General features: G+C 42.2%; 19 protein-coding genes. 5 read left to right on the top strand and 14 right to left on the bottom strand.

The annotated features are described in order from the left end of the window. Positions 1-89 precede the first annotated feature (89 nt). Positions 90-2,351: a hypothetical protein gene (locus tag CRO04_RS19830; RefSeq protein ID WP_097005976.1), complete on the bottom strand. Its 2,262-nt coding sequence runs from the start codon at positions 2,349-2,351 to the stop codon at positions 90-92. Then, a complete protein-coding gene (locus CRO04_RS19825) occupies positions 2,344-4,527 on the bottom strand; it encodes an efflux RND transporter permease subunit (protein ID WP_097005975.1) in 2,184 nt (727 codons plus the stop codon). Before CRO04_RS19825 ends, CRO04_RS19830 begins: the two co-directional genes overlap by 8 nt. Positions 4,528-4,745: 218 nt before the next feature. On the opposite strand from CRO04_RS19825, the gene CRO04_RS19820 reads away from it, so the two are divergent. Together CRO04_RS19820 and CRO04_RS19815 are read left to right on the top strand one after the other, a co-directional pair. After that, a complete protein-coding gene (locus tag CRO04_RS19820; RefSeq protein ID WP_097005974.1) occupies positions 4,746-5,327 on the top strand; it encodes a TetR/AcrR family transcriptional regulator in 582 nt (193 codons plus the stop codon). A gap of 106 nt (positions 5,328-5,433) precedes the next feature. Beyond that, entirely contained in the window at positions 5,434-6,447 is a 1,014-nt protein-coding gene (locus CRO04_RS19815; RefSeq protein WP_097005973.1) for a hypothetical protein, read from the top strand. Positions 6,448-6,500: 53 nt separating this feature from the next. On the opposite strand, the gene CRO04_RS19810 is transcribed toward CRO04_RS19815, so the two are convergent. From CRO04_RS19810 to CRO04_RS19790, 5 genes are read right to left on the bottom strand one after another with little or no spacing between them, the layout of a single operon-like run. Then, entirely contained in the window at positions 6,501-7,844 is a 1,344-nt protein-coding gene (locus CRO04_RS19810; RefSeq protein WP_097005972.1) for a GH1 family beta-glucosidase, read from the bottom strand. A 6-nt stretch (positions 7,845-7,850) separates the two neighbouring features. After that, positions 7,851-8,690 (bottom strand): carbohydrate ABC transporter permease, encoded by an 840-nt coding sequence (locus tag CRO04_RS19805; RefSeq protein ID WP_097005971.1) that lies wholly within the window; start codon positions 8,688-8,690, stop codon positions 7,851-7,853. Beyond that, positions 8,690-9,625 carry a carbohydrate ABC transporter permease gene (locus CRO04_RS19800; RefSeq protein WP_097005970.1) on the bottom strand — a complete coding sequence of 312 codons (936 nt, stop codon included), beginning with the start codon at positions 9,623-9,625 and terminating at the stop codon, positions 8,690-8,692. The genes CRO04_RS19805 and CRO04_RS19800 overlap by 1 nt, the downstream gene beginning before the upstream one ends. A 49-nt stretch (positions 9,626-9,674) precedes the next feature. After that, entirely contained in the window at positions 9,675-11,096 is a 1,422-nt protein-coding gene (locus CRO04_RS19795) for an ABC transporter substrate-binding protein (protein ID WP_097005969.1), read from the bottom strand. A 28-nt stretch (positions 11,097-11,124) separates the two neighbouring features. Further along, positions 11,125-12,144 (bottom strand): LacI family DNA-binding transcriptional regulator, encoded by a 1,020-nt coding sequence (locus tag CRO04_RS19790; RefSeq protein WP_097005968.1) that lies wholly within the window; start codon positions 12,142-12,144, stop codon positions 11,125-11,127. Positions 12,145-12,446: 302 nt separating this feature from the next. Here CRO04_RS19790 and CRO04_RS19785 point away from each other — a divergent pair, with 302 nt between their 5' ends. Beyond that, positions 12,447-14,882, top strand: coding sequence for a GH36-type glycosyl hydrolase domain-containing protein (locus CRO04_RS19785; RefSeq protein WP_097005967.1), 2,436 nt, complete (start codon positions 12,447-12,449; stop codon positions 14,880-14,882). Positions 14,883-14,930: 48 nt separating this feature from the next. Here the strand turns inward: CRO04_RS19785 and CRO04_RS19780 are convergent, their stop codons facing one another. The 5 genes from CRO04_RS19780 to CRO04_RS19760 form a co-directional block, all read right to left on the bottom strand. Continuing rightward, on the bottom strand, positions 14,931-15,239 hold the full coding sequence (locus tag CRO04_RS19780; RefSeq protein WP_097005966.1) for a carboxymuconolactone decarboxylase family protein: 309 nt from the start codon (positions 15,237-15,239) through the stop codon (positions 14,931-14,933). Continuing rightward, positions 15,226-15,513 carry a zinc ribbon domain-containing protein gene (locus tag CRO04_RS19775; RefSeq protein WP_097005965.1) on the bottom strand — a complete coding sequence of 96 codons (288 nt, stop codon included), beginning with the start codon at positions 15,511-15,513 and terminating at the stop codon, positions 15,226-15,228. The genes CRO04_RS19780 and CRO04_RS19775 overlap by 14 nt, the downstream gene beginning before the upstream one ends. 15 nt (positions 15,514-15,528) lie before the next feature. After that, complete coding sequence (locus CRO04_RS19770; protein WP_097005964.1) at positions 15,529-16,110, bottom strand: TetR/AcrR family transcriptional regulator; 582 nt, start codon at positions 16,108-16,110, stop codon at positions 15,529-15,531. A 72-nt stretch (positions 16,111-16,182) separates the two neighbouring features. After that, the gene (locus CRO04_RS19765; protein ID WP_097005963.1) at positions 16,183-16,860 is read right to left on the bottom strand and encodes a class I SAM-dependent methyltransferase; all 678 of its coding nucleotides are present in this window, start codon (positions 16,858-16,860) and stop codon (positions 16,183-16,185) included. Beyond that, entirely contained in the window at positions 16,838-17,401 is a 564-nt protein-coding gene (locus CRO04_RS19760; protein ID WP_097005962.1) for a PadR family transcriptional regulator, read from the bottom strand. Before CRO04_RS19760 ends, CRO04_RS19765 begins: the two co-directional genes overlap by 23 nt. A gap of 207 nt (positions 17,402-17,608) precedes the next feature. Between CRO04_RS19760 and CRO04_RS19755 the strand changes: the two genes are divergently transcribed. Continuing rightward, positions 17,609-19,285 carry a S8 family peptidase gene (locus CRO04_RS19755; protein WP_097005961.1) on the top strand — a complete coding sequence of 559 codons (1,677 nt, stop codon included), beginning with the start codon at positions 17,609-17,611 and terminating at the stop codon, positions 19,283-19,285. Between the two features lie 54 nt (positions 19,286-19,339). Here the strand turns inward: CRO04_RS19755 and CRO04_RS19750 are convergent, their stop codons facing one another. Continuing rightward, positions 19,340-19,798, bottom strand: a complete 459-nt coding sequence (locus CRO04_RS19750) for a chemotaxis protein CheX (protein WP_097005960.1) — start codon at positions 19,796-19,798, stop codon at positions 19,340-19,342. After that, positions 19,789-20,652, bottom strand: a complete 864-nt coding sequence (locus CRO04_RS19745; protein WP_097005959.1) for a response regulator — start codon at positions 20,650-20,652, stop codon at positions 19,789-19,791. The genes CRO04_RS19750 and CRO04_RS19745 overlap by 10 nt, the downstream gene beginning before the upstream one ends. A gap of 199 nt (positions 20,653-20,851) precedes the next feature. Here CRO04_RS19745 and CRO04_RS19740 point away from each other — a divergent pair, with 199 nt between their 5' ends. Further along, the gene (locus CRO04_RS19740; protein WP_097005958.1) at positions 20,852-21,322 is read left to right on the top strand and encodes a cupin domain-containing protein; all 471 of its coding nucleotides are present in this window, start codon (positions 20,852-20,854) and stop codon (positions 21,320-21,322) included.

Raw genomic sequence — 21,322 nt, 5'->3', positions numbered from 1 at the left:
TTTAAACGTCCTGAAACTATTATAAGCAGGAAATTGAAAAATAACAATGTAGAATTTCTTAAAAACCTATGATTTTTATCTGATTTTTTCTACTTAAATATAGAAGCAAAAAAATGGAATATGCTTTTAAATATGTTCCCTATGCGGTGAAATGCATTGCCGTCAGGGTGAAAATCTTCATCCACCGCCAAATCAGAGTCTTCTTCATCCTGTTTTATTTCTCCTGTTCTCACTATGATCTGAATGCTCTTTGGAGATGGGTTTTTAACAGATGTCATGGAGACCGGTTTCGCTTCTAAGTCAATGTTTAACAGGGTTGTATCCTCAGTCGTATATTCATCCCACTTATCATCAATTGTCTTCTTTATGGTATCCTTGGCGTTACGCAGGACTTCCGTCTGGTCAAGTCCGTTTCCAGCAACATCAAGGGTATCTGCAAGCCCGTTGAGTGTCTTTTGCGTACTGCCGTTTAAGGAGTTCCCCACTGTCTTCATCTGATCCTCCAAAGATCGGAAAAACACATTCATGGAATCTATACCCCGGGAGGCACTGTCTGTCATTTTCCCCATATCCGTCAGTGTATGAATCATTTCATCATGATGCCGGTGTAAAATTCCATTAAGCTCTTCTGCATTTCCAATCAGATCATCTGCCGTATCACAAAGGTGTCCGATGGAATCGGCCCCTTTTATCACGCCATCAGCCGCACCATTTATATGATTCTTTTCCGCATAAAGATCACCAAGAAGTACTTTGGTCAAACCCAGAAAATTTGTCATATCACTGGTTAGTCCCGCACCGCTGTCTGCCAGCTGGGGAAGAAGCTTTGCAAGGGGCGCAGCTGCCTTTATTGCAGCCTGGGTAGCAGCATCAGAAGCAGCACCGGAAGCAGAACTGGGGGATGCAAGATTTTCCGTTTCCAGAGCGGAGGTTAAATAACTGGTTAATGTGCTGATCTCTGTCACAGAATAGTCTCTTTCGTTAAACAGGTAAGAGGAGATCTCATCCGCATCGGTAAGTCCTTCCTCACTGACATCCTCAAGCAGTTCTTCCAGATCTTCTGCTGACAGCCCCTGAGCAGACGTACTGAGCGAACCTGTCAGGGCTGTCAGCTGCGGAAGCATTTGCGCCAGTGATGCAAGTTCCTCTGCCAGGGTCTTCTGCTGTTGTGTCAGTGTATTTAAGTGCTCCTGCGTCTTATCCAGCTGCTTAAAAAACATCTGGGCTTTCATTGCTGTCTCCGGTGAATTCGCCAGCCGCTGCAGCTCCTCCAGTTCATCTCTGAGCTGTCTGACGCCTTCCTGAAGATCTTTTAAGTCAGGGGAAAGATCGCATAAAATTTCAGTTAAATGATTAGTCTGGCTGCGCAGCTCATTTAGAGCATTTTTTGCATTCTCTGTGTGATTGTAAAACGGCCTTAATGTCTGGGACAGTCCATCCAGTGCAGCCAGCGCATCATCCGCATTCTGATAGACCTTTCCTTTGGAATCTGCCACAATTTGTCTGGTTTTATCAAGCCCTCTGATTCCATCGGATGTGGTATCTAAGCTTTTCTTCATCTGCTCCATGGTATTTAGTACCACATCCAGGCTGGCACTGATTGCATCAGCAGAATCTTCCATCGTCTCTTTTGCTTCCCGCAGATCCTTTACTTTATCAAGCTGGCTTACTGTCAGCGGGACCATGGCAAATACAACACCTGTAAATTTAAAATCATCTGTTCCAATGCGGATGGAATAATGTCCCTCTTCTCCAGGCAGAGCAAAAAATGCCACCGTACTTAAATTTCCCACGGTCTGAACCTGTGCACCCTCTGCCTCCAGACTTAAATTTTTATCCATATCCACAACTGTACTGCCCATAAGAGTCATGTTATTTTTAAAAAAATCCGATACTCCTTGATTGGGAACCAGATCCACATTCACTTCAATCAGGCCCTTTTCTCCAGCAAGCTCATCTGCTTTTTTCTCCACTCCGTTCAATCTGTAACTGACTGTAATATTCCATGGCAGTTCTTTTTTTTCTGTTTTTGTCTGACCCTCAAAATAGAATCGGTTTTCCCCCGCTTCCGGATGAAACGTTACCGAACCGTCTTCTCCAATTACCGGCTGGGAATGATCCGTTAAATTAATTACCTTTTCATAAGTCCCATAATCAGTAAGAGGCTCACTTCCATTCATTTTGTAGACCTTTACAATACTGCTTTCTTTTATTTCTCCATAAGGATCCATTGTCACATAAAGAGTTTCATCGTATGGAGGCTGTACTTTCGATGCCAATGGTACCAGTACGGACTGCATGGAAAAAACAACAGCCAAACCTATGGGAAATATTCTATTATGCTTATTCATTCGCATCCCCTCCTTTTAACTTTCCTCTTACCTTCATGTATTTTAAAAGCCGTCTTTCTTTCCGCCTGGCTGAGCGTTCCTGCTGTTTTTGTATCTGCCTGTCAAACAGACTGAGTAGCGCCGGCAAGAGAGACAGCACCAATACCATACTGAGAACAGCCCCTCTGCCTACCAGGCGTCCCACCTGGGAGATCGCCTGAATGGAGGACGTAAAAAACAAAAGATATCCAACCACTGTTAAAATGCCTCCGGAAGTAAGAATAGACAGCGTACTTTTTGAAATGGCAGCCATGGCTGAATCTGTATTATTCATGGTTTTCCTTAAGCCAAGATAATTATTGGTCATTAAGATGGAATAATCGATGGTGGCTCCCAGCTGAAGGCAGCTTACTATGATATAACCGATGTATACCATACTGTCTCCCATAACATAAGGCAGAGTCATATTTAAGTAGATGGCAACTTCAATGGGAATAATCACAAGTATGGGAACCAATACCGCCTGAAAGGTTATTAATACCACCAGCGCAACTCCTGCCAGTGAAAGGAGAGATACTTTATTATAATCATCTGTGAGAATATCCCTGATATCTATGGTAGTAGGAGTCATACCAATGACATATGCATCATCGGGATAATATTGACGTATAATCCCCTCCAGCTTCTGGCTGCTGTCAAAGGCATACTGGCTTTCCTGTACAGTATTCATTGATATAAGGAATCTGGCATACCGGCTGCTTCTTAACTGCTTTATGACCTTATCCGGCAGAAAACTTTCCGGAATGCCCCTTGGAATTGTTCCTGACATGGAAATGGCATAATTAACAAAATCCAGATCCTCCAGTGCATCAGTCAGCTGTCTCTCCGTCACCACCGAACCATTGGGAACGATTCCAATCACCATATTGGATTTTCCAAACACCTCATTGATCTTTCTGGTATCTTCATAGACTCTGGTTCCCGGACCTGCACCAATGGCATCATCACCATAATAAAAAGCATTCATACTCTGGCCGAAATAACAGGGAACTGCCAGTAGAACTGCTATTACAAACACAGGTTTCCTGATTCTGTTCATCAGTCTCGCAAAACGGTCAAACGAGGGTATCAATGGTTTGTGAGCTGTTTTCTCTATCTTCTTATTAAAATGGAGTATCAGGGTTGGCATCAGAAGCAGCACCGTAGCCAGACTGCAGATAATTCCCTTTGTCAGAACAAACCCCACGTCCTTTCCAATGGTGAAGCGCATGAATGCAATAACTATAAATCCGACAATTGTAGTTGCACCGCTTGCCAAAATGGAACTGCAGGATTCTTTTACTGCCATTTCCATTGCTTTATTTATTTCTACTCCTGTATTCTTTATTGCGGTAAACGTATGTAAGAGAAAAATAGAATAATCCATGGAGACTGCCAGCTGCAAAATCGCAGCCGTAGAAAATGTAAAAAATGATATTGTCCCAAATATCAGGTTCGATCCCATATTCAGTATAATTGCAATGATCATAATCAATATAAACAGAAAAGGTTCCACCCAGGATGTTGTGGTAAGCGTCAGAATCAGCCAGATAATCACAAGCGCCATACCAATTGCAATGGTAATCTCATGGGTAATGGATTCTTCACGCTCTTTACTGGATACCGCACTTCCCGCAAAGCAGCCACGGTCCTTTCCTACTATTGTATATATCTTTTCTATGTCGGTTCGGGTAAGGGGATTATCATCTCCTTTTTCAAATATCACATCCATCAATGCATTGCCATCCCGGTAATAATCCTTCATAGAAAATACATCAACCGAAGCCAGATCTGTCAGACCTTCATTTGCAAAGGAAGCTCCCATGTATACATCCGTTGCCAGATCAGGTCCGACCACTACATCCACTCCCTCCAGATCCGAAATCTGCGTTCTGATCCGCTCCGCTTCCTGCAGGCTTACATTCTTAACCATGATCCGCGCCATACCAGGATAACCGAACTCATCTTCCATCACATCAAGAGCCTGTTTTGTCTGGGCAAACTGCGGAAGATACTTGCTTAGATCATAGTTTACTTTTACAAAAGGAAAGCATGCCGCACAGATAACAGTCGCGGCAAAAAAGAGACTTTCAATTATTTTCCCTTTAAATACGATAAAATGAACTAATTTGTCGAAAATACTACTGCTTTTATTCATATCCCCCTCCATTTATAATCGTCTCTCTACTAATGGATGCTTCATTGACTTTTCAACACGTGTATATTATAATACTGGTGTATATAACATTCAATAATCAATCTATTTCGAAACATCTATTAATAATCACAGAATATTTTCCGGCATAATACTCAACACATTGGAAGAAATTGTCAATCAAAAAAGAGCATGCGCCAGTGCGCAAAGGGAGGAGCTGTATGGATATGCAGAAGCAGGATCGACGCATCCGGAAAACCCAGAAACTGTTAAAGGAAAGTCTTCTTGAACTAATGGAAAAAAAAGATTTTAAAAATATTTCAGTGAAGGACATCACTGAGCTGGCTGATTTAAACCGCGGAACCTTTTATCTTCATTATGCAGACACCTACAGCCTTTTACAGGAGATGGAATCCGAAGTATTAAAGGATTTTCAAAATATGGTTAATGATTATCGGGAAGCATTTATTAAGGCTTCTCTCATGCCCGTTATCATTCCCATCATTCAATATATTGAAGAGAACAAAAAGATATGTAAGATCCTGTTTGAAAACAGCTCTTCCAATGACTTTGTTAACCGCTTCCATACTCTGATCTTAAAAAACGGTACTGCCATTATCAAGGAGCAATACCCCAATGCCAGGGATGTGACGCTGAACTATTTTCTGGAGTTTATTACATACGGACTTACGGGAGTATTGAAACAATGGCTGAATACGGATATGCCGGAACCCAAAGAAGAAGTTGCGGAATTTGTTGATAAGGTGATCATGGGAACCGCAAAAAAACTGCTGATTAACTAACCGCGTGATAAATATAAGACAATCCTTATGTTTCAATCCTCTTTATCCGATATATGAATAGTAATGTTTTGTAACTGCAATACCAAATTACATAAGGATGACCATTATGCCTACAAAGAAAACAAACATAAAAAAAACAAAGACCAAACAAAAACCCCAGAAGGCTGTAAAGGGGAAAGCGAAAAAGCCGAAAGAAACCAGGAAAAAGAGTTTACTGCCGAAGAACAAAAGAGTACTTGTATTACTGGTTGCAGCTCTTTTTATTATTATTATCGGAGCAGCACAGGCGGTTATTTTAATATCCATGAGGCACAAGGCTCCCGCAAAGGAGAAGGTGCCCGAAGCACCAGAATACTATTTTTCAAAGAACGAAGATATTTCCTCTTTCACTGCCATCGTGGGCAAACGTACCTTTGAAAAACAGGAGCCTGTTGCGGAAAGTGCAGCGAAATCTGCTGCAGATGTAAAAAGCAGTACAACTGCGCAAGGCGACGCAACTGCAGAGGTTGAACCAAAAGATACATACAAATACGTGAATTTAGACAACGCTTCTGAAGATTTAAAAAGCTATAAGGATTACCTGGAGACAAAGAAGAGCTTTATTGATGTTACAGCCGAAAGCATAGCAGCTGCAAGTACGGAGAGCGAAACCAAAAGCGAAAATGCTGAATTTTACCAGCTTTCCGGTCCATCAAACGATTCAAAGTCCTATCTTTCCATCACGCTGGAATCCTCAGGCAACAGTGTGACTGTTACGGCAGGCAAAGGCAATGAATCATGGAATGATTATTTTAAAAATCAGTGGAATCAACAGAAACAGGTGATTTCAGACATACAAAAACAGCCGAAAACGGAAACCACCATTGAGCAGGCTGAGAATACTGTCCGTTCCCAGGGCCAGGAAAAGCTAAAACTTTCCGAAAGCGCGGATTCCTACCAGTTCATAGCCTCTCCCGGAATATCCAAGATCGACGGAAAAGACTACTACACGGTACGGACTTACAAACGGCTTCCAGACAGTACACTGACCTATATTGCCACTTATTTATACGATTGCAGTGACAACAGCGTTGGATTCCAGTATGATGAAGTAACCAGAAAAACAACTCCTCTGGGGTAAGAAAAAGCAGTTCAGATCCTAACCAACCGGATCCGAACTGCTTTTTTTCTATATTATTCTGATTTAATTACATGCTGATACCAGTAAAAACTGTCTTTCGGTATTCTTCTCTGGGTTTCATAATCTACATATACAATACCAAACCGGTCGTCGTAGCCCTTAGCCCATTCAAAGTTATCCAGAAAGCTCCATATAAAGTACCCTTCCACCTCTGCCCCGTCTGATACTGCGCGCTTCAGTTCAGACAGATGCCGTGCCAGGTAATCAATTCTGCATGGATCATGTACTTTCCCGTCTAATGATATGACATCCAGGGCAGACATGCCGTTTTCCGTAATATACAAAGGCAGATGGTAAGTATCATAAAAATTTTTCACCGCCCAGTACATGGCCTTTGGAGTAATGGGCCAGCCCATTCCAGTCTTTCCATGCCCCGCCGGAAGCTTTCCAAGAACCAGCTCCCCGGTATCTGAAAGGCTTACGGATGTGCCCTGATAGATATTCATCCCGCAAAAATCAAGGGGCTGGCCTATCAGCAGCCGCTCCTTATCCGTCAGTTCCGGTAAATCCGTGCCAAAGAGATCCCGGCACTTCTCATGAAACCTGCCCTTTAGAAACAGCTCATTCCAGAATGCAGAAGAACGAATCCAGTCATCGGATCCAAATGTATTCTGCAGTTCCTTCGCCTTCGCTGCCAGTATATCTGTTTCTTCCACCGGCCAGTACGCATTGCCGCAGGTAGGTGCATATCCTACCCGGCAGTCCGGTACCAGTTCCCGCAATTTTATCACCGACATTCCATGAGCCAGTGCAATATTGCGGCTCATGGCAAGAATTCTGCCCACCGGATATTTGATTCCTGGAGCATGGGTGCAATCATCATATCCCAGCCAGGTAAATATCTGGGGCTCATTAAAAGTGAAATAATTCTTTACTCTGTCCCCAAATGCATTCGCCACAACCTCTGTATACGATGCAAACCACTCAGGACTGCTGGGATTTAACCAACCGCCCTGCATCTCCAGCTCATTGGGATAATCCCAATGATATAAGGTTACATATGGGGTAATCTGATGCCGCAGCAGTTCATCCACAAGATCGGAATAGAACTTAAGACCCTTTTCATTCACCTCACCTGTTCCATGCGGAATAATTCTTGGCCAAGAGATAGAAAACCGGTAAGCGCCTACGCCAAGCTCTGCAAGCAGAGCAACATCCTCTTTCATGCGATGATAATGATTGCAAGCCACTTCTCCTGTATGGTCCTCATATATCCTGCCTTTCTCTCTCGTAAAGACATCCCATACAGACAGTCCCTTTCCATCCTCATAGGCCGCCCCTTCTATCTGATAGGAAGAGGTAGCCGTTCCCCATATAAAATCTTTTTTCCAGTCCATTCTGATTTATCCTTTCACACTTCCTGCCGTCACTCCGCCAATAATAAATCTTGACAGACATAAATAAATAATTGCTACCGGAACTATGGCAATTGTGATCAGCATATAAACCTGGCCCATATCAAATTTCAAAAAATCCGCGCTACGCAGCTGGGCAATTAATATTGGAAGTGTTTTCTTTGCATTGGATTTTAAAACAAGGGAGGGAACAAAATAATTGTTCCAGGAAGCTACAAATGCAAAGATACCCTGCACAGCCAAAGCCGGCTTTACGATAGGAATTACAATGAAATTAAAGGTATAAAATTCATTAGATCCATCAATTCTGGCTGACTCCACTATCTCCAGGGGCAGATTGCTCTCAAAATAGGAAACCATAAAATAGAAAACAACAGGAGCTGCCATGGAAGGAAGAATCAGAGGGATAAAGCTGTCCATCAGTCCCATCTTACCAATCAGGCTTAAAAAGCCAAGGGTTGTAACCTGTGTCGGGATCATCATAATCAGTATGATAAAAAGGTAAACTGCATTTCTGAACTTAAAGTCATAGGCGTGAATTGCGTATGCTGTAAGTGCAGATACATATACTGACAAAGCAGCAGAACCAATGGCGATAAACAGGCTGTTTAATATGCCATGGACAACAGGCAGATTCTCGTTGTGAAGTACATTATATAAGTTAGGACCAAATGATTTGCCTGGCAGAAACGAGAATCCCTTTGAAATCTCCGGATGGGATCTGGTCGCATTGATGATCAGGCAATAAAAGAAGAATAGGCATAGAAATGATAACAGTGACAGTGCGATATATGCAACTGCCTTTTTTAGATTCATTGCTTTTCCCATTATCTTGCTCCTCCTTTCTTTTTACCAGCACCTGTAAGAATGAAAAATACCACGAGGCTAAGTGCTGCCGTAATAATAAACAGAATTACAGATAATGCTCCTGCCATACCATAGTTTTTGCTGTATAAATGATTATTCAAAAACATAATCAGCGTCATGCTTGCCCTGTCCGGTGTTCCTTTTCCATTGGTAAGCACCTGAGGAACATCAAACATCTGTAATCCGCCGATGAGTGAAGTAATGAGTACATAAATAAATATGGGTTTAATGGTTGGCATTGTAATCTTCGTGAAAATCTGAAGAGACCTGGCACCATCAATGGCTGCCGCTTCAAATAAAGCAGAATCGACACCTAAAATAGCGGCCATGAGTAAAATGGTGGTATTGCCAAACCACATCATAAAATTCATAAAACCGACCAGTCCCCTGGTTCCCCATACTGTTGTGAGAAAACGGATTGGACTGTCAGCCAGCCCCATTCTTATAATAAGATTGTTCATTGGACCGTCATCTGAAAACAGGGCAAAAAACAGCATGGCAAAAGATGCTGCCATAATCACATTAGGAAGGTAAATAATCGTTTTGAAGAAAGTACTTCCCCTCAGCCTCATTCGAAAATCAGCAAACCAGACCGCCAGAATCAGGGAAATAATAATCTGGGGAATAAAGCCGATAATCCAGAGAATCATGGTATTGCCTAAGTATTTCAGAAGATCACTCTGAAAAATGGCGATGTAATTATCAAATCCAACGAAATTAGGGCCTATTTGGGTTAACCCTGAACGGTAATTTTCAAACATACTGTTATAAAAGGTAGATACAAGAGGGATAAATGAAAATACCAAATATGTAACAAAAAAAGGTATCAAAAAAATATATCCCCATTTTGAATAGCTGATTTTTTTTCTGGCTTTTGCCTTTTTTTCTCTTACCATGATGAAGCCTCCTGTTTTCATACAGGGCGGGAAAATCCCGCCCTGTATTTTACTGCTGGTTTACTTCTAATTCCGGATATTTCTCTTGCAGAGAAGTGTAGAAATTCTTAAGTGCTGTGTCTTTATCAACTGTACCGTTAAAATAATCATGCATTGCATTCTGGAAGCTTTCATTCAGACCCTGATCGTAAGGTGAAATCTTGCTCATATCGATCTTTTCTGCAGCATCGCAGTACATCTGAAGAGGATTCTGTCCGCCAAGGAATGCTGATTTATAATCACTCTTTGCAAGTGCTTCCATAACTGTCTTGTTATTTACGAAGTCATTCTTCTCTTCTACTATTTTCTTCATGGTTGCATCGTCACAGCAGATTGTTTTCATGATGTCTGCCACGATATCAGGATTGTCGGTTCCATTTGCTGCACACAGCCAGGTACCGCCCCAGTTGTAGGATTCTGGTCCGATGGTTGCTGCCCAGTCACCGTAAACGCCATTTCCTGGTTCCTGTTTTCCGCCGTCAGCTTCTGCTTTTGCAAGAGAGTTTTTAGCAAGAACGAAGTCTACACCCCATGCAGGCATGAAATAACCGAATACTTTTCCTTCAGGACCCTGTCCGGATGCCCATTCAGCTGCCCAGAGAGTGGTCTTCTGATTGTAGCCATTGTCTGTATATTTCTTGGTCTGCTCTACCCACTTATCCAGATTAGGATCGATCACTACTTTCTTTCCATCTACCCATGGAGCAGATACATTATTTGAGAATGTACGATAAGAATCGTCATAACCGGAAAGCATATAGTAACCTTTTTCTTTCATCTTTGCTGCAGTTTTATCAAAGGTATCCCAATCATTGATTGCCTTTTGAACTTCTGCCGGATCATCTGTTCCCAATACATCCTTTGCAATGGAACGGCGATAGATATAAAGTCCGGGACAGCCCTGCCAGGAAATACCCTTTTGTGCCTTATTTGTATCCTGTGCGATTACTTTAGTGTAATCATACTGCTTTGACATATCCTGATCTGTAATACCAATATCCTTTAAATCTAGTGTGTAATCGGAATTTACATATTTCAGAATATAATCTGCTTCAACCAGGAACATATCGACTTTATCATCAGCCTTGGCATCGTTCTGGTTTAACAGTGCTTCATCAAGAGCATTCTGGTAAGCGTTATTTTCGCTTGGTGTTGTCACAAAATTAACCTTATAACCCGCCGGAAGTTTGGAAGCATAATAATCTTCATATCTCGCCTTAAACTCATCATTCCAGCAATAGATATTGATGACCTTTCCTTCTTCACTGCCTGCATCCTTGGATGCTTGCGTTGTTGCTTCTGCTTCTTTTGCAGTTGTCGTTTCCTCTGCTTTGCTTCCGCTTTCGCTTGGCGCGCTCTTTGAGGAGCAGCCGGCAACCAATGAAGCCGCCATCACCGCGCATAATAAACCGCTTACAAATTTCTTCTTCATATTTCCCTCTCCTTTTCTGATATTACTATCATGAAATATTAGCATTACCAACCGATTCGCCTGTAATCAGTTCGCCTTCCACAATGATCTGTTCTGTGAAAGTCGTCTTGGGTTTTTCGATTGTGCTTATCAATTTTTTGGCGGCCTGCATACCAATTGCTGCTGTATTCTGGCGAATGGTAGTAAGCCTTGGGTTCAATATCTGTGATAACTTGCTGCCGTCGTAACCGGCAATAGAAATATCATCAGGAACCCTTAAATTCCTCATCCGGATTTCATTGAGACCACCAATTAATGCTGTATCATCCGGATATATAATACAGGTTGGCGGGTCCTTTTGGTCTAACAGTTCACTGGTACATGTCATAGCCTGACTGACATCCAGATAATCAGCTTCCAGCACATATTCATCAGGTACCGAAAGCTCTTTACTTTCCAGAAAGCGATAAAAACTGGTAAGTCTCGCCTTTGTTACGGTGCTGCTCGCCTGCCCGTGTATGTAGGCAATTTTTCTATGCCCTTTTTCATAAATATATTCCATCAGGCTCTGGATACCCTTTACGTTATCGGATAATACAGAAGAGCAATTTTCATTGATATGGTCGATGGTTACAACAGGTATGTCCCCGTTTAAAAGATCGATCACTTCAGGGTTATCAAATTGGACACAGGCAATCACCACTCCATCGACATTCCGATATTTGCAGTGATCATAATAGGAAACTTTCTTCTTCCCGATCTGCCCGTTAATAAATGTTATATCGTATCCCTGCTTTTCCGCTTCAACCTTAAACCCTTCCAGAACTGCGGCAAAGTATTCATGGGTCAGGCCGCTGTTTGCCTCATCCACAAATAGAACCCCTATGTTGTAGCTTCTATTCGTTTTTAAGGATCTTGCTGCAGCATTGGGATAATATCCCAGCTTCTCGGCTGCCTGCTTAACCCTCAGTTTAGTGCTCTCCCCGATGTCATTCTGATCATTAAGCGCCTTACTCACTGTGGCAATAGATACCCCGCAGTGCTGTGCCAGTTCTTTCATAGAAATCATATGTCTCATCCTTTTAACTTAATCGTTTTCGTACCTTCACTATACCCCTTTCTTAATTAAAAATCAACATTAATTTTCTTTTTTGTCTAGTTTATATAGATTTTGTTTTATGTTTTTGTGCATATTTACATATATTAATTGGAGATCTGTTTTTATTTTTTATTATTTCAAAATTTACTCTTGTATTTTTTCTCAACCCGCGCTATTATGACCGTATAACTCCCTATTATCTTTCTTAATCGTTTTCGAAAAATGTCGTTTTTAGGGATTTGGGTCATCCAACAGGAAGGAGTTATTCAACTATGAAATATGGATATTTTAATGACCAGGACAAAGAATATGTAATTACTGCCCCAGATACTCCTCTGCCATGGATTAATTATCTGGGCAGCGAAAATTTCTTTTCGCTGGTTTCCAACACCGGAGGGGGTTACAGCTTTTACAAAGATGCCAAGATGCTCCGGCTGACAAGGTACCGTTATAATAATGTTCCTCTGGACAGCAACGGACACTACTACTATATTAATGAAAACGGGACCGTCTGGAATCCAGGCTGGCAGCCCTCTAAGACTCCGTTAGATTTTTACGAATGCCGCCACGGACTTGGAGTGACCCGTTTCACCGGCAGGAAAAATGACTTATGTGCAAAGGTAACAGCCTTTGTACCGTTAGGAGATTCCTGTGAAATTAATATGGTAACGTTAAAGAATGAAAGCAGCACTTCCAAAGATTTCACGTTGTATTCCTACGTGGAATTCTGCCTCTGGAATGCTATGGATGATATGACTAACTATCAGCGGAATTTCAACACCGGTGAAGTTGAGGTCGAAGGTTCCGTAATCTATCATAAAACGGAATACAGGGAAAGAAGAAATCACTATGCCTACTATTCCGTCAATGCAGATATTCAGGGTTTTGATACAGACAGGAATACGTTTGTAGGCGTATACGGCTCCAATCAGAAGCCGGCTATGGTAGAAAAGAATTCTTCCGGTAATTCCATGGCAAGCGGCTGGTCGCCCATCGGCTCTCACCGGATCACGCTGCATTTAGAACCCGGCGAGGAGAAAACCTTTATCTTTATTCTTGGATATGCAGAGAACGCTCTGGAGTCAAAATGGAGTGCTCCTAATGTCATCAACAAGGCTCCCTCCCATGCTGTGCTGGAAAAATACCGTACCGCTTCGGATATTGAGGCTGCTCTTGAAAAGCTGAAACTATACTGGACCGATCTCCTTTCCACCTACAGCGTTTCCCTGGAAGAAGAGAAAACAGCACGTATGGTGAATATCTGGAACCAGTATCAGTGTATGGTAACCTTTAATATGTCCCGTTCCGCATCCTACTACGAGTCTGGAACAGGACGGGGTATGGGATTTAGAGATTCCTGCCAGGATTTACTTGGTTTTGTCCACATGATACCGGAACGGGCAAGAGAGCGTATCATCGATATTGCTTCTACCCAGTTTGAAGACGGAAGTGCCTATCACCAATATCAGCCTCTTACCAAAAGAGGCAATATGGACATCGGAAGCGGTTTCAATGATGACCCTCTCTGGCTGATTGCAGGAGTGAGTGCATACATACGGGAAACCGGTGACTGGGACATCTTAAAAGAAAATGTCCCGTTTGATAACGATTCCGGCAAAAGCCAGACCTTAATGGAACATCTAAGGCGCTCATTCGGATTTACAAAATCCCACCTGGGCCCTCACGGTCTGCCTCTTATCGGACGTGCCGACTGGAATGACTGCCTGAATTTAAACTGCTTTTCCATGGAGCCAGGGGAATCCTTTCAGACGACCGGTCCATCCGAGGGACCTGTTGCAGAATCTCTGATGATCGCAGGAATGTATGTAAAATATGGAAAAGAATACGCACAAATCTGTCGTTTGACCGGACTGGAAAAAGAAGCCGCTGAAGCGGAAGCCTCAGTAGAAGAGGTTTATCAGGCTGTCCTTAAATCTGGCTGGGATGGAGATTGGTTCCTTCGGGCCTATGACGCTTTCGGCAATAAAGTAGGCTCAAAAGAATGCAGGGAAGGTCAGATCTTTATTGAACCCCAGGGTTTTTGTGTTATGGGCGGTATTGGAATCGAAGAAGGTCTTGCAAAAAAAGCTCTGGACAGTGTAAAGGAAAAACTTGATACCACTTATGGAATCGTTCTGCTCCAGCCTGCATACCAGACTTACCACAAGGAGTTAGGTGAAATCTCCTCCTATCCGCCGGGCTATAAAGAAAATGCAGGTATTTTCTGTCACAATAATCCATGGATCTCCATAGCAGAAACTATGATCGGCAGAGGCAACCGTGCATTTGAAGTATACAAAAAAACTGCTCCGTCTTATACGGAGGAAATCAGCGAGATCCACAAAACGGAACCTTACTGCTACTCCCAGATGATTGCCGGAAAGGATGCTGTGAACTTTGGAGAAGCAAAGAACAGCTGGCTGACTGGTACGGCAGCCTGGACCTTTGTCTGTATCTCCCAGTACATTCTTGGAATACGTCCCGGCTTTCATGGGTTAATTGTAAATCCATGTCTTCCGGACTCAATCGGAAAATTTTCTGCAATCCGTAAGTTCCGGGGGGCCACCTATCACATTCACGTTGTGAGAAACGGTAAATCCGGAAATAAAATATCCTCATTCCTGGTAGATGGAACTGCCATTGAGGGAAATGAAATCCCATTCCAGGAAGGCAAAAAAGAATATCAGGTGAACGTAACACTGGAATAATAAACAGGGGCAAAGCTTAAATAACGGCTTTGCCCCTGTTTATTCGTTCTATTCGTTGTCATACGCTTCCAATGCTATGGGCAATGATTGTATCACCACATTTCCCGCAGCCGGCAGTCCAACCAGAATACTGCTGATAATCTCCTCGCGTGTAGCTCCATGGGATTTTGCCAGCTGGACATGAAAAGGCAAACCACTCTCCAGCCGCATAACAGCCATAACTGCAATATACGCAAGTTCTTTTATCTTTTTGTCAAGCCCGCTTGCCGTATCCAGCTTTTGAACCATCTCCATCCATGGTCCCTGAACCTCCGGGACCTCCTTTGCAAATACAGAAAATGCTTTACTTACCTGCATACGGTTCCACTCCTCTCTCCTGCTCTCCTGTGATCTGGCGATCTTTCCAGGCGGGAAGCTTACTCATGCTGCTCACTGCAATTTTTTCTGCCGCTTTCTCGTCAAATCCCTGACTTTCCATAATGAATTTCGTCATGCCGGCTTTTGCCTCTTCAAATGATCTCATGGATCCGTCCGGTCTGGCACAATAAATACAATAATCTTTCTGTTCATCTCCACCTGGAAAATCAGATTTCTTTTCCATTGGCATACCGCAGGCGATACATACCTTCATGGTAACTTCCTCCTGTTACTTTGTAATAAGACTTAAAAATGTATGTTTCAATTCTCCGGCATAACGGGCTAAAACCGGTTCCTCCGGGGAAAAGAAATCCTTGTTCCATAAGTAATAATGGATCAATCCAAGCCATGTATTAAAAAACATATGAACCGGAATCTCTTTCACGGTACCATTCTTCCTCTCACGCAACATCATCCGGTTAAAATGATGGGCAGCAGCCGACTGATTATCCGCATATACATACTGTACTTCTTCCGGTAACAGGCTTCTCTCCGTAATAAGGCGCAGATAAAAATCCTCATGATCAATGAGAATTTTTAAATGAACATCCAGGAAATCACTGATACTCCTGCTGGATTCTTCCATTTCGTGAAATTCTGCGGCAAGACTGTTCTGGAATTCTCCGATCATACATTCCAACAGCTCATTTAAGGACTGGAAATGAGCGAAAACAGTTCCATGGGAGACGCCTGCTTCTCTGGCAATTTTTGCTGTTGAGGCAGAAAAGCCTTCCCTTGTATAGATCTTATATGCTGCATCCATTATTTTCTGTCTGGTACTTTCTTTTTGTATCTGTCTTTTTGATTTCATTTGATTGACCACCAGCTCATTGAGTGTATACTCAATATAAATCATTCCTTCTTTTTTGTCAAGATTTTTTTATCATTTTATAATATCAGCATCCTGTTTGTTCTTCTCCCCCGTTATACTTAATCCCATAAAGTCCTTCTTTACTATACCATCACGGAGTCTGCTGTTCCTTAAAAGCTCCTGCATCTCTTCCTTTGTATAAGCCGCATGCAAGGAGGAAAGGAACCCAGGTCTGATTTCTTTTGGCTTTGTACTGAGATAAATCATCGATTGTTTAAAAAAGCCAATATCTCTCCTCATATCCGTAATGCAATACCTTCCTCCCGGACGAAGAACCCGGTATATCTCATTAAAAACCTCAACCGGTCTTTCCCACTCATGGAGAGATCCATTTGATATCACGCAATCAAATGAATTGTCTGAGAAAGGCATATTCATACCATTTCCCTGTACATAACAGGCTTCAATCCCATATTCCCGGGCATTTTTCTCTGCAATTTGAATCATGGCCGGGCTGATCTCGCAGCCGGTAAAGGATTTAAGATTTACTCTTTTAGCCAGCTCCAATCCCACGTAACCAGGTCCGGGTCCAATCTCCAGAATATCCCCTCCGTTAATTCCAGAGGCGATCATCTCAGCCACCCCGTTCCAGCCTTTATCCCTCATTCCCCTGGCAAATTCATCAAATATCTCTGCTGTCAATTCACTTTGAATTCCCTCATTTGTTTCAATAACTCTCGCTGCTGTCATAACCCGCTCCTTTCTTTCTGATCACTCTTAACGATTCTTCCGCCCAGTTTAATTCGGTTCTGTAATGCATCACATGATGATTAAATATGATATCAGCATAAGCTCTCATATTCTCAGGCAGAATCTGATGAACCTCCGCCTGGTGTTCTTCAATTTTTTTAAGAACTGTTTCCAGTCTGGCGATATGATGAGTCAGACTCTGTATAAAATCTGCCGGACTTAAATATTCAGAAAAATAGAACGCAGCATCCGCATCAAAAACAGGACGATAATGCATATCCAAAGTCTGCTTTAACAACTCTTTAAATTTTTCTGCACCGGTATTCCCCAGATAATACACCGTTTTTTCAGGTCTGGTGCTCTGCTGGTCTCTGATTGCTGTCAAAATGCCGGACGCTTCCATCTTCTCCAGGTGATAATATATAGTTGGAAGTTTTATTTTTGTAAAATCCTCCAGCTGTTCTTCCATGATTTTTTTAATCTGGTAACCGTGCTGGGGACCAAACCGCAGTAAAATTCCTAGTATATACAATGGTATCATATTCATCCGCTCCTTTTTAGTCAGTACTGAGTATTATTATAGATTCATTATACTCAGTACTGACTATTTGTCAAGGTTATATTTCATACTTAATCGCCTCTGCAATCAAATATTTTTGTTTTTTCCCTGCTAAAGCCATATGTTAGGTATCTGGCCGCTTTACCAGCATAAAATGGTTATATACTGTGTATAAAAGGCAGGCCTGTCATGAAGAAAATACTGGATAATGATTATTATGATTTTATTATCAGCAATTCACTGATCCCTCCTTGCAACATCTTAAAAAATATCACAAAATTAAATGATGAATATTCGCTGCTCCATTTGGGGAAAAAAAATAAGCAGGCCTGTGATTTAGGTCTGCATCCATACGAAAATTTTCCCTCTGTTTTTACTTTGGCTTCTACTATATGCACGGATAATCCAGGTCCTCTCTCCCTTGACGAACTGCCTCTTTTCAATTATATGGGGCTGGGAGTTGTGATTGGTTTAATCGATACGGGTATTGACTACAGCCACCCTGTTTTTCAGAATCATGATGGTTCTACTCGTTTACTCTCAATCTGGGACCAGACTGACCAGACCGGAAAACCTCCAAAAGGTTTTGATTTCGGCTCCGAATATACAAAAAATCATATTAATACTGCTTTACAATCCTCTCTTCCACTGAATATTGTACCCGAGTCAGATACCATTGGCCACGGCACAGCCATTGCCAGTATTATAGCAGGCAACCGGGATGAGAAACATTTATTTACAGGCATTGTTCCTCAGAGCAAATTAGCTGTTGTAAAGCTGAAAGAAGCAAAAAATAATTTAAAGCAGATATACTTTATTCCGGAACAAGCCCTCTGCTACCAGGAGTCAGATATTATGCTTGGAGTCCGCTATCTTCTTGGCGTTGCCGAACAGTTAAACCGTCCCCTGATTATCTGTATCTGCTTAGGCAGCAGTCAGGGAGGACATAATGGGTGCGGACCCTTAAGTTCCTATCTGGACCAGATCGTCAGGCGCCCCCGCGTTGGCGTTATAACTGCCGCAGGGAATGAAGCAGAAAAAAAGAGACATTTCTATACCTATTCCTATTCCCCTCCCTTCAGCAGCGGATTTGATTTGAGAATTGGAAATGATGACCGTATGTTCTCCATGGAAATCTGGCCATTCCCTGCCGGCCGTATTTCAATTGAGCTTTATTCCCCTGACTATGAAATTGTAAGCAGTCCCTTCACCTCCATAAATACCTGCCAGAAATTCAGCCTGGCCTGCGGGCAGAGCACAATCTGGATTAATAACATCATTCTGGAAGGCTCCACAGGCGACCAGTTGATCCTGGTTCGTTTTGACAATCCTCGTTCCGGGATCTGGCACTTTCAGGTTAAAAGTGAGGAAAATGAACCTTTCTCCTATCATTGCTGGCTTCCCTCCGGAAACCTTATTTCTCAGGATACTTACTTTTATCACGCTTCCCCTGACACAACCATTACCTCACCGGGAGATACCCGTGTTCCCCTTACCATTACTGCCTATAACCAATTAAGTAACCAGATTATTAGGGAATCGGGAAGAGGCTTTACCCGCTTTGGAGAAATTATCCCTGATGTGGCAGCTCCCGGGTATCAAATTCCCTGTGCTCTGCCAGATAACCGGTTCGGTACACTCACAGGTACCGGAGCGGCTGCCGCTCATGCTGCCGGCACGGCTGCAATGGTCATGGAATGGGGTTTTATCAGAGGGAACCATACCTCCATAACCGGAGTCAAGGCTAACCGTATGATTATACGATGGGCTAACCGGCAGAATGCTTATTTTTATCCCAATAATGTATGGGGGCATGGAACGGTAGACATGTACCGTCTTTTTCAACAGATAGATGCTTTCACCTAAGAGCATAAAACAGGCCTGTGAATCTTGGTTTTCCCACATTCACAGGCCTGCTGTTTAACTAAAAGCAATATTAATATCAAACGGAATATCGTCTGCCAATAACTGAATACAAAGTATCTGGCTGGAATTCATCTTCACAGCTACCTGATCTCCATAGAGCAGGGTAGGTGTTGAGATATCAACTGTAATTCCAATATTGGCAAAAAACGTAGCGGCATTAGCTGTAAGCATATTGGCCAATTCGGAAATAGCACTTTGAGCCATCTCATTAAATTCATCTACCGGCATACCCATCATCATGGTAGATGCAACCTTTTTTGCATTCTCAAGATCCAGATAATAGACTACATTTCCCTTCATTTCTCCAACAATGCCAACTGTCATAATGACTCCGGTATAAGTCAGATTGGAATCTTTCAGGCTTAAATTAGTTTTTTCAACTTTTCCAAATCCCAGCTGTGGCATAACAGAAAGAAATGCTTCAATAAATGGATTTATGTATTTTACATCCACTGATTATCACCCCTTTGAAATCCAATATTCAGCAGAATATCTCCAAATTCCGACTCTGCCAGTATGTTCGTTGTCGTATATCCTGGAGCGGTAATATGTACACACTCTCCGTGCATAATTGTGGGAGGCGCAACCCTGAGTCCATAGGCTTTATTCATTCTGTTTATGATTGAGCAGGCATTGCCAGATACAATGTTGGTAAACTCGCCAAGCACTGCAAGCACTTCATCGTTGCCAGCTGCCTCTCTTCTCATTATGGCAGCTGTCAGCTTATAAGCGGTTTCCATCTTTACATCAATCAGCATTCTGCCGGAAAATTTACCAATAATACCAACAATCACAGATAATCCTTTTGACTCAAACTCCTCATTGCAGATATGTTCATCCTTATATTGGATGAGAGTTTTCGTTAATTTGTTGGTACCGTCAAGAAGTGCTTCTTTAAAAATCTTAATATACTCACTTGATAAAAAGCGATACAGCTCTTCCGAAGCCATGACACGGTTTACTGCTGTCATCAGTTCCTCTTCATCAACTGGCTTTTGCACATAAGCGGAAACCTTGTTTTCTTTTGCTTCCTTTACAATTTCATCATCCATCATGGAACTAATGACAATAACTTTAATACTTCTGTCAATTTCATGAATTGCACGTGTACACTCCAATCCATCGGTTCCAGGCAGTGTCATGTCCATCGTCACAAGCTGAGGCTTTGTATCCTGTATCACCTTTTTTACTTCTTCCAGAGTTCCTGCTTCTCCAACCACTTCAAGACCGTTTCTTTCCAGAATTCCTTTGATGAAAGCGATTGAGAAGGGAGAATCATCAACTATAACAACTCTTGTACCCGCCATAGAATAAAGCCTCCTGTAATTAATAATGAATATAAACAACAATATCATATAATGGCGTATTTTGTCAAAAGGATGCTTGTGTAATTACAAACCTTTGCATATATAATCATTTTTTATATAAATGTCACCATAAGATAATATCACCATCGCTGACTCACTCATATACTAATAGAAATATAATCTCCCGGTGAATGATGCTATGTATGATAACTATAATGACAAAATTGAATTTGATTCCGAAATGACGGATCTGCCTGAATTTCCATCCGATTTCGGTCCAAACCCCTTTATCATTGATGTTCAGAAAGCTGCTGAGCAAAACGACAATTTTCGTTCTGTACTCTGGACCGGTGACTATCTCCAGATCACACTTATGAACATACCGGTTAAAAGAACCGTTGGACTGGAAGTCCATCCGGATCTGGACCAGTATATACGAGTCGAGGAAGGCCTTGGACTGGTTCAGCTGGGTTCCTCCAAACTTTCCATGGATTCCCAGTACCTGGTTTTCGATAATTATGGAATTTTTGTTCCCGCAGGCATTTGGCATAATATTGTTAACATTGGCAATCAACCTCTTAAGATGACTTCCGTCTACGCTCCCCCACACTATGAATGGGGAACAATCCATAAAACAAAAGCTGACAGCCAGTCAGAGGACGAAAGCTGA

It is taken from the genome of Lacrimispora amygdalina (assembly GCF_900205965.1).
Taxonomy (GTDB): Bacteria; Bacillota; Clostridia; order Lachnospirales; family Lachnospiraceae; genus Lacrimispora; species Lacrimispora amygdalina_A.
The sequence above is the reverse complement of the archived record's forward strand: the minus strand, read 5'-3'. Positions and strand labels throughout refer to the sequence as shown.